At 37.8% G+C, this 9,324-nt stretch carries 8 protein-coding genes; 2 read left to right on the plus strand and 6 right to left on the minus strand.

What is annotated here, in order from left to right; translation table 11 throughout:
* The 6 genes from AC0N32_RS15485 to AC0N32_RS15510 form a co-directional block, all read right to left on the minus strand.
* Entirely contained in the window at positions 1 to 1,143 is a 1,143-nt protein-coding gene (locus AC0N32_RS15485; RefSeq protein ID WP_476394864.1) for a LegC family aminotransferase, read from the minus strand.
* Between the two features lie 2 nt (positions 1,144 to 1,145).
* Positions 1,146 to 2,333, minus strand: a complete 1,188-nt coding sequence (locus AC0N32_RS15490) for a UDP-N-acetylglucosamine 4,6-dehydratase (protein ID WP_476394761.1) — start codon at positions 2,331 to 2,333, stop codon at positions 1,146 to 1,148.
* A 4-nt stretch (positions 2,334 to 2,337) separates the two neighbouring features.
* Positions 2,338 to 3,546, minus strand: coding sequence for a UDP-N-acetyl-D-mannosamine dehydrogenase (gene wecC / locus AC0N32_RS15495; protein ID WP_476394762.1), 1,209 nt, complete (start codon positions 3,544 to 3,546; stop codon positions 2,338 to 2,340).
* A gap of 16 nt (positions 3,547 to 3,562) precedes the next feature.
* The gene (wecB, locus tag AC0N32_RS15500) at positions 3,563 to 4,681 is read right to left on the minus strand and encodes a non-hydrolyzing UDP-N-acetylglucosamine 2-epimerase (protein ID WP_476394763.1); all 1,119 of its coding nucleotides are present in this window, start codon (positions 4,679 to 4,681) and stop codon (positions 3,563 to 3,565) included.
* A 711-nt stretch (positions 4,682 to 5,392) separates the two neighbouring features.
* Positions 5,393 to 5,599, minus strand: a complete 207-nt coding sequence (locus AC0N32_RS15505; protein ID WP_476394764.1) for a hypothetical protein — start codon at positions 5,597 to 5,599, stop codon at positions 5,393 to 5,395.
* Positions 5,600 to 5,628: 29 nt separating this feature from the next.
* Positions 5,629 to 5,922, minus strand: coding sequence for a helix-turn-helix domain-containing protein (locus AC0N32_RS15510; RefSeq protein WP_476394765.1), 294 nt, complete (start codon positions 5,920 to 5,922; stop codon positions 5,629 to 5,631).
* A 196-nt stretch (positions 5,923 to 6,118) separates the two neighbouring features.
* Between AC0N32_RS15510 and ccoN the strand changes: the two genes are divergently transcribed.
* Positions 6,119 to 8,398 (plus strand): cytochrome-c oxidase, cbb3-type subunit I, encoded by a 2,280-nt coding sequence (gene ccoN / locus AC0N32_RS15515; protein ID WP_476394766.1) that lies wholly within the window; start codon positions 6,119 to 6,121, stop codon positions 8,396 to 8,398.
* 16 nt (positions 8,399 to 8,414) lie between these two features.
* A complete protein-coding gene (locus tag AC0N32_RS15520; protein ID WP_476394767.1) occupies positions 8,415 to 9,302 on the plus strand; it encodes a c-type cytochrome in 888 nt (295 codons plus the stop codon).
* The last annotated feature ends 22 nt before the right edge of the window (positions 9,303 to 9,324 follow it).

The raw sequence follows: 9,324 nt of genomic DNA on the forward strand, positions 1-9,324 counted from the left end.
TTATCTTACACTACTTGGAATATTTACTATTCTTTCTTCTAAAAATTCTGCATTGGTTTGCGCATCCCTCTGGCAATGCTCATACATTGGCAAACGATAAGTAAGTGTCCAGATAGGACGGGTCATAATGCTTTGTTCATTTGTTAATTTTAAGAAATTGTCTCTCTCAATTTTGTTATCCAGTTCAATACACATTAACCAATAATTTGCTTTAGTATCAGGTGTTTCCCGGCGAAATCTGATTCCTAAATTTTCAAATAGTTCTGAATAGGCCAGCGCTAAAGCTCTTTTATCTTCAATAAAAGTATTAAGCTGCTCCAATTGTGCACATGCTAATGCTGCATTCAGATTAGGCATTCTAAAATTATAACCCAGCTCATCATGGAAAAATTCATAAGGATGAGGTCTTTTGGCAGTTGTTGTAAGATATTTTGCATGTCTGGCAAGCTCAACATCATTGGTTACAATTGAGCCACCACCACCACAGGTCACTGTTTTATTTCCATTAAAGGAAAAACCACCTAATAAGCCTAAGGTACCGGTATGTTTTCCTTTGTAATAGCTTCCTAAAGATTCAGCAGAATCTTCTACTACGGGTATATTCCATTTGGAACATATTTTTAACAATTCATCCATATGTACAGGGAAACCAAACGTGTGCATAGGCATACAAGCAGCTATTTTTTTACCCGTGGATTTATTAAAACATCCACTATCTCTGATTTCGCCGAACTCTTCTAAAAAAGCATCAACAGCTTTTGGAGAAAGCCCCATTGTATCAAGGTCTACATCTAAAAAAATAGGTGAAGCATTATTATATGCAATAGCGTTTGCGGTAGCGATAAATGATAACGCCTGTGTGATTACTTCGTCTCCTGATTGTACTCCGGCAAGCCTTAAGGCAACCTGCAATGAAGAAGTACCATTAACAACAGCCACAGCTTTTGTCGCTCCTGTAATATCCTCCATCATATTTTCAAATTGGTCTACATACGCCCCCACTGATGATACAAAAGTAGAATCAATCGTATCATTCAAATATTTTTTTTCATTCCCACGAAAACGGGGTTCGTGTAAAGGAATAAATTGATCAGTCTTATATTGATCTCTTATAAACGAGACCATTTGTTGAATATGCTCCATCATTACATTTTGGAATCTAAATATTTTCCAGTCTCTTTATGTCCAAAGTCTGGAATCATGCTAAAAAAAAGATCAACAATTTTTTGTTTTTCCCACTTGCGAGCTATTTTCATTGAATTGATATTTTCTTCAAACAAATTTAGTTTATCTTCTTCAATATTCAGCTTATTTTTAATAACTCCCAGGTTTTCAAAACGATCCATATCTAAAACCTCTTTATCTGTAAAGAATTCTTCAAAATCTTTTTCACCTGTAGTATCACTTCCTGTAAATAAACAAGGCCATTTTCCTTGTTGTGGTAAAATGTGAACCAATTCTCTGGCTTCATTTTCGTCTTTACACAAATAGGGCTCATAGCCAATTTCTTTTAAATATTTTTCCGCAATTTCTGCAAAGGTTATTAAATGAAGATTTTCACTTAGCTTCGGAAAGAAGATATCTCTATTTTCTCCAAAAATACAAGACATCAGGCATAGTTCACCAGATTCTTTTGGAATAACAAAATATCTTTTGATATCATTAGGTGCTACAATAGGCTGTTTTTTTTCTATACGTTTATTAAACCCATATAATAGAGAGCCGTCTGAGAAAGCTACATTTGCAAAACGTGCTGTAGAAATTGTAATATCCTTACTCCTGCGCATTAAAAACATTTCCATTATGCGTTTAGATGCCCCCATCATATTTACAGGATTAGCTGCTTTATCTGTGGAAACACAAAAGTATTTCTTCACACCTTTTTCAATAGACTGCCGTAAAGTTTTATCTGTATTAAAAATGTTCACATCAATCATTCGCATCAAAGTATAAGGATCTTTTTCACTTCTTACATGTTTTAATGCTGAAAGATTCAGAATATAGTCATATTCTCCATCGGCTTCCCAGAAAGCGTCGTACTCAATGGAGCCAATATCCAGTGCAAAAGTTTGGAAATCACCATCAATATATCCATATAGACTTCTGATATCACGAACAAGCTCAACCATATTATTTTCACTGATATCGACAACGTGAAGCTTTTTAGGATTCCGTTTAAAAATCTCCTTAGTTGTTGCAGAACCTATTGATCCGGCACCTCCAATGACTAAAAATTTTGAAGATGAAACGATTGATTTCAATTCAGCTTCATGATTTTGTATATCATTAGAAAATAATTCTTTAGATCTACCTATAAGATTAAGTATATTCATGTTTCTATTTTACAATTCCACAAAAATCCAACACAACCTGAGTTTCTTTGAACGACAAATTTTTAAATTCATTATGTGCGACCAGTAAAACCACAATATCAGCTTTTTCTGCAGCTACCTGATAATCTGTCAGTTTAAATACTTTATGCTCATGTACGTTCGGTTCTACAATGAATAAATCTGCATCGCCGGAATCCTGCAGAACACGTTCCGTAATCTGAATAGCAGGAGATTCACGTAGGTCATCAATATTGGGTTTAAAAGCTAATCCCATGATAGCGATTGACGGCTCACGACCATTTTTCAATTCAAATTGTAAACGTGTATTTTTAATTTTCTCTGCACACCAAAACGATTTGTAATTATTGGTTTCACGCGCCTGTGCAATAATTCGGGACTCCATGGGGAACTCTGCCGTAATAAAATAAGGATCAACGGCAATACAATGCCCTCCTACACCGCAACCGGGTTGTAAAATATTAACACGAGGATGTTTATTTGCCAGCGAAATTAGTTCCCAAACATTAATTCCCGCTTTATCACAAATCAAAGATAATTCGTTTGCAAATGCTATTTGTACATCCCGGGATGAATTTTCAGTTAATTTGCACATTTCTGCAGTACGGGAATTGGTTGGATGCAGCTCTCCCTGTACGAATTGTCTGTAAAATGCCAGTGCTTTCTGGGTAGATTCTTCATTCACCCCGCCTATTACACGATCATTATTTACCAATTCATACATTACGTTTCCTGGCAAAACCCTTTCCGGACAGTATGCTAAATAAATTTTATTTTGTAATTCCGGTCTTTCCGCAAAAATGTATTCCATCATCTTTTCTGTAGTTCCTACTGGTGAGGTCGATTCTATGATGTATAAATCTCCTTCTTTTAATAAAGGAATTATGGCCGTAGTAGCCGCCTTTACATAAGAAATATCCGGTTCATGATTTCCTTTAAAAGGTGTTGGAACCACCACTAAATAAGTTTCGGCCTGTACAGGCTTAGTATCTGCCTTAAGAAAACCGTCTGCTACTGCTTTTGCAACAGCCTGATCCAGCTCAGGTTCTACAATATGGATCTTACCGGCATTAATGACATCAACAACATGCTGTGATATGTCTACTCCATGAACGGGTATCTTATTATTTGCAATTAGTGCTGAAGTTGGTAAACCTATATATCCCAACCCTATTGTGACTACTTTTGGATTCATATTATTTTCTAATCAATTATTTCGTTTTGATAAATTCTGCTATACGCGCACAAGCTTTTCCATCACCATAAGGGTTGTGCAGCTCGCTCATCGATTGATAACAATTTTTATCATCTAATAGACTTTGCGCTTCTGCTACAATTTTACTTTTATCTGTCCCTACCAGAATTACGGTTCCCGCATCTACAGCTTCGGGCCGCTCTGTTGTATCCCTCATCACCAGAACAGGTTTTCCCAGACTTGGAGCCTCTTCCTGTACGCCTCCTGAATCTGTAATAATCATATATGCCTTATTCATCAGCCATACAAACGCGGGATATGCCAATGGATCAATGAGCTGTATATTATCAATTCCTGAAAGAATTTCATACACCGGAACTTTCACATTGGGATTCAAATGTACCGGATAAATAATCTGCACATCAGGATTGTTTACTCCTATTTCCTTTAAAGCTTCACAGATATTAGCAAATCCCTGGCCATGATTTTCTCTTCGGTGTCCGGTTACTAATATTAGTCTTTTATCTGGACTAACAATTGTCTTTAAGTATTCGATTTCCTGGTTCTCAATTGTGTTTATACGCACAGAACTATCTAAAAGAGCATCGATAACCGTATTTCCGGTTACCAGAATACTATCGTCTTTTACGTTTTCCTGCAATAAATTATTTCTTGAAGTAGTTGTGGGTGCAAAGTGGTAATCTGCAATTCTGCCGGCTACCTGGCGATTGATTTCTTCCGGAAAAGGAGAGCGCTTGTTATGAGTTCTCAGTCCAGCCTCAACGTGACAAACCTTTGCCCCTGAATAAAAAGAAGCTATGCTTGCTGCCATCGTGGTGGTGGTGTCTCCATGTACATAAACAAAATCCGGTTTAAAATCCTCTAAAACAGGTTTGAGCTGAGTAATAATATCTGCAGTCAGGGAGTACAAATTTTGGTTTGGTCTCATTAAATCCAGATCATAATCAGGTTTGATATCGAAGAAATCCAAAACCTGATCAAGCATTTCTCTATGCTGTGCAGTAACGCACACTTTTGTATCAAAATCATCATGTTTTAAAAATTCTTTAACCAGCGGAGCCATTTTTATTGCTTCCGGGCGAGTTCCAAAAACGATAAGATGTTTTGTTTTCATAATTTATATATAATATTAAACTTATAATTGGGTGTTAAATTCTTCTATATCGTACAATGAGTTGTTTATGATAGAATTATAAATATTTTTTAGAAGTAAAATTATCTTTCTCTGAATAATATTTTCTAGTAATACCCTAATACCCAATCCAATTTTCATAATCTAATTAATGTCAACGTTTTTCTATTGGAACAAAAAGCACATTTTTTTCCATACCAATATTGTATCAATAAAACCAGCAACAACAAAAGTTTGATTTATTTAAACGTTTTGTTATTACTTCCATAAAAATAGATGAGAAAACTTTATTAAGCACAAAAGAATAGTTACTTATTAATATTTAACCTTTTAAAAATGAGAAAGTTTACAATCTCATATACAACAGGCTGTTTACTTTTCCATTACTCCAATCATAAAACGTGAGCTCATTTGATTTTTTTTTACAAAAATAGGATTAAATATTAATTATTAGATAGGATTTTTATCTCTAATTATTTTTATGAATTCATAATAAAAAGTGATTGTTAAAAAATTATCAAAACAAATTCTTTATAAATCATTATGTTTATTAAATCATTAATAAAAAAAACTACATAAAAGCATTTATCTTGCAATCGATTTACAATTTCACTGATTTTAAACTATAAAAACATTTATCTTATAAATGCTAATTTTTTTATTTTTAACACTGAATTAACAATAATTTGATTATTATTTCTTTTGCAAAGACCTGTAATGATTGCCTATATAAACGGCAAGAGAAACAACAAAACCTCTCCCCAATGACCATAGCAGAATTTCGTTTACGTTGTCTTTGGTAAACTCTTGGTCACTATAAAAATTGATATCAATGAAAAAGAATACAATGGTCATTGCACAGGTTCCCAGTAAGATTGCTCCTGCTTTTTTTAAATCCATTCCAGGTCGTTTTATTTTGTTAATAATTTTTAAACAAGATCATCCGGAATAGAGATCCCCTTTTTTCTGACGTACTGAAGAAGATCATGATACTTTTCTTCGTAGCCATTCGTTCCGCATTTGTCGGAAATACTGCAGATTTCAGAGGGCTTTATCCCTAAAATATCGGAAATTTTAGTAAGAATTTCCAGGTTGATCTTCACTTTGGAGTTTTCAATATCAGAATATGCTTTCTGTGAGATCCCCATTTCAAAGGCCATATATTCCTGTGTAAAATCCCTGTTCCTGCGGATTTTCCTTATGTTTTGACCACATATTTTCATACCATGCCGTTTTAGTAGTTTTCAGTATAATTTAGAAGAATATCTATTAGACTTACACAAAGTTAGTGAATACCTTTGGCAAAACATTATTACGCTACATGATATTTTTATTTATTGAGACTTAAGTTAAAAATTTACATTAAAACTCAGGTTTTAAAAGAAAAAAATATCACTTCAGGACAACACATTAGGAATTATGGAGACGCAAAAATTTAATTATGACAATAATATTGTCAGAGCATTTCTCTATGCTACAATTGCATTTGGTCTGGTCGGTTTTCTACTCGGTCTTACCGCTGCGCTGATGCTTTTTTACCCCGAACTTCCCGAATTTTTATTTGGAACGGATGACACCACGATCAAAAGTCTGGCATCAGGAAATATCCAGGGATTAATAAACAGCCAGGGAGCTTTAGGCTTCGGAAGAATCAGAATGCTGCATACCAGTGCCGTGATTTTTGCTTTTGTTTGTAACTCCTTTTTCTGCGGTGCTTATTACAGCATGCAGAGGCTGCTGAAAACCAGAATGTACAGCGATACCTTATCATGGATGCACTTCTGGACCTGGCAGATCATGATCGTTTCTGTAGTTATTACTTTCCTAATGGGAATCAATACTTCTAAAGAATATGCAGAACACGAATGGCCGATCGATATTTTAATTACTATCTCCTGGGTAATCTTCGGGATCAATATGTTCGGAACCATTGCCAAACGACGGGTAAGACACTTATATGTGGCCATCTGGTTCTACCTTGGAACCTGGCTAGCTGTGGCCATGCTCCATATTTTCAATAACCTGGAGGTACCTCTATCATTCACTACATGGAAATCATATTCCATCTATGCAGGCGCCAAAGATGCCCTGGTACAGTGGTGGTACGGTCACAATGCGGTTGCATTCGTACTGACAACGCCGGTGCTTGGTTTGATGTACTATTTCTTACCGAAAGCGGCAGACAGACCGGTGTTCTCTTATAAATTATCGATCATTCACTTCTGGTCACTGATCTTCGTTTACCTTTGGGCCGGTCCTCACCACCTTCAGTATACGGCGCTTCCGGCTTGGGCTCAGGCGGTGGGAACAGGATTCTCCATCATGCTGATCGCACCATCATGGGGAGGTATGCTGAACGGATTACTGACTTTAAGAGGCGCATGGGATAAAGTAAGAGAGAATCCTATTCTTAAATTCTTCGTTGTGGCGGTAACATGCTATGGTATGGCCACGTTTGAAGGACCTTTATTAGCCACAAAATCTTTAAATAAAATAGGACACTACACCGACTGGGTAATCGGTCACGTGCACATCGGAGCTCTTGGATGGAACGGTTTCATGGCATTCGGTATCGTATATTACCTGATTCCTGTGATGTGGAGAACATCCCTTTGGTCTAAAAAACTGGCCAACTGGCACTTCTGGCTGGGAACATTGGGGATCATTTTCTACGCGGTACCCATGTATATCTCAGGTTTCACACAAGGATTAATGTGGAAGCAGTTTAACCCGGACGGAACATTGGTTTGGAAAAACTGGCTGGACACCGTGACAGCGATCATTCCTTACTACAAAATGCGATTCTTAGGAGGTCTGTTCTATATTTCAGGGGCCATTTTAATGGTGGTGAATGTGATAAAAACAATCAGAGCCGGTTCATTCCAGAAAAATGTACCTGCGGAAGCTCCTGCCCTCGCCAATATCGGAACCGCCAGAAAAGAAGGTGAAGGATTACACCTTTGGATTGAAAGAACCCCAAGAGTCATGGCAATACTGGCTTTCGTTACGGTGGCAATCGGTGGCTTGGTGGAAATCATTCCTACATTAACACTGAAACAAAGCGTACCGACCATCACCGCTGTAAAACCATACTCTCCGCTGGAACTTGAAGGAAGAGATTTATATATCAGAGAAGGATGTAATGCCTGTCACTCACAGATGATCAGACCGTTCCGCGACGAAATTGTAAGATTTGAAGGCAAGAACGGACAGTATTCCAAAGCGGGAGAGTTCGTATACGACAGACCATTCCTTTGGGGATCAAAAAGAACCGGACCTGATCTTCACAGAGAAGGCGGAAGAAACCCTGACTCATGGCACTTCAAACACATGTACAATCCAAGGATTACTTCAGCAGGTTCTATTATGCCGCGTTTCCCCTGGCTGATCACCAATAAACTGGATAAAGGCCAAATGGTAGACAAAATGAGACTGATGAAAAATTATTTCGATGTGCCTTACACAAAAGCTGAAATAGATTCTGCAAACTCATGGGCCGACAATCAGGCGAAAGGCATCGTGAAAAGAATTTATTCCGAGGCGGTTGATGTGAAGCAGCAGGTGGAAAAGGACAAAGTGGCAAAAGGCGCATCTTTCGTTCCGCTTGAAGACAGGGAGATCGTAGCCATGATCGCCTATCTGCAAAGACTCGGAACAGACATCAAAACCACACAGATTCAAACCGCAAGCGCAGAATAATTTAAATCAATTAGCAATGAAAACAAGAACCCCCATTTCAGTATACATTATTGTCACCATCGGTTTGACGATCATGGCATTCGAAATGTTCGCGCACGATTCAGGATATTTTTCTTCTCCGTTTTTCTGGGGACTGATGCTGATCGCGGTCATTCTTCTTCTGATCATGAACTCTATCGGAGACCTGATCGAGAATCAGAATTTCGCCAAACTGTCGGATGAAGAAAAAGCACTCTATCTGAAAGACAAAAATACGCCTTACTTTCAGAAGCTTTGGAATTCAGCATTCAAAAAACAATCGGCAACTGAGGAAAAAGACATCCTTATCGATCATGGATTCGACGGAATCACAGAGCTTGACAACTCGCTTCCGAAATGGTGGATCGGCCTTTTCTGGTTCGGATGTATTTTCTGCGCCGTGTATCTTACCGCGTTCTCATTCACCGATTATGCCCACCCTGAAGCAGAACTGACGCACGAAACCAAAACCATGCTGGCTTCCATTGCAGAATATGAAAAAACAGCACCTCAGGTCACCCTTGAAACCGCAAAATACAGCGCCGATAACATCGCAGAAGGCCAGGAACTTTTCAAAACCAATTGTGCCACCTGCCACGGAGAAGGAGCTAAAGGAGGAATCGGCCCAAATCTTACCGATAGCCACTGGATCAATGTGAAAGAAAAAAGTCTCTTTAAAAATGTAATCTGGATGCTCGAAAACGGATCTCCCAACAACCCTACCATGCGTCCTTTGGTAAAAGAAGGAACCATCACCGGAAGAGATGCCGAAAAAATCGCAGCCTACATCTATCACATCAATCAGGAAACAGCGCCCATTACGCCGGCCCAGGGAGGTGCAGCTCCGCAGGGAAAAGAAGTACACTGGGAAAACGGAAACAACTAAAACCAATAACCTAAAAATATAG

Source organism: Chryseobacterium endophyticum (genome assembly GCF_056333165.1).

Excerpts from the sequence above, each read along its gene's own strand:
- AC0N32_RS15485 (WP_476394864.1), bottom strand. The coding sequence starts at position 1,143 with ATGGAGCATATTCAACAAATGGTCTCGTTTATAAGAGATCAATATAAG.
- AC0N32_RS15490 (WP_476394761.1), bottom strand. The coding sequence starts at position 2,333 with ATGAATATACTTAATCTTATAGGTAGATCTAAAGAATTATTTTCTAAT.
- wecC (WP_476394762.1), bottom strand. The coding sequence starts at position 3,546 with ATGAATCCAAAAGTAGTCACAATAGGGTTGGGATATATAGGTTTACCA.
- wecB (WP_476394763.1), bottom strand. The coding sequence starts at position 4,681 with ATGAAAACAAAACATCTTATCGTTTTTGGAACTCGCCCGGAAGCAATA.
- AC0N32_RS15505 (WP_476394764.1), bottom strand. The coding sequence starts at position 5,599 with ATGGATTTAAAAAAAGCAGGAGCAATCTTACTGGGAACCTGTGCAATG.
- AC0N32_RS15510 (WP_476394765.1), bottom strand. The coding sequence starts at position 5,922 with ATGAAAATATGTGGTCAAAACATAAGGAAAATCCGCAGGAACAGGGAT.
- ccoN (WP_476394766.1), top strand. The coding sequence starts at position 6,119 with ATGGAGACGCAAAAATTTAATTATGACAATAATATTGTCAGAGCATTT.
- AC0N32_RS15520 (WP_476394767.1), top strand. The coding sequence starts at position 8,415 with ATGAAAACAAGAACCCCCATTTCAGTATACATTATTGTCACCATCGGT.